The following is a 335-nucleotide window of genomic DNA, read 5'->3' as shown; positions in this document are numbered from 1 at the left end:
AAACATGTTGATGATGGACCGCATCACTAAAATGTCTGAGACTGAAGGTGATTTCGGTAAAGGTTTGGTTCTTGCTGAGCTCGATATTACTCCTGACCTATGGTTCTTTGATTGTCACTTCCCTGGTGACCCTGTAATGCCAGGGTGCCTAGGTCTAGACGCTATGTGGCAACTGGTTGGTTTCTACCTTGGTTGGGTTGGCGGAGAAGGTAAAGGCCGTGCTCTAGGTGTTGGTGAAGTTAAATTTACTGGTCAAATCCTACCTACAGCGAAAAAAGTAACATACGAGATCCACATGAAGCGCGTTGTTAACCGTCGTCTAGTTATGGGCCTTG

The 335-nt window shown here is 46.3% G+C and carries 1 protein-coding gene; it reads left to right on the top strand.

All coding sequences use genetic code 11. The annotated features are described in order from the left end of the window. Positions 1–335: bifunctional 3-hydroxydecanoyl-ACP dehydratase/trans-2-decenoyl-ACP isomerase (fabA, locus tag A3712_RS17000; protein WP_157618799.1), on the top strand; the 335-nt coding region annotated here is incomplete at both ends.

This window comes from Vibrio sp. HI00D65, assembly GCF_001635455.1.
Taxonomy (GTDB): Bacteria; Pseudomonadota; Gammaproteobacteria; order Enterobacterales; family Vibrionaceae; genus Vibrio.
Note: the sequence above shows the minus strand (reverse complement) of the source record. Positions and strands in the feature narration are given on the sequence as shown.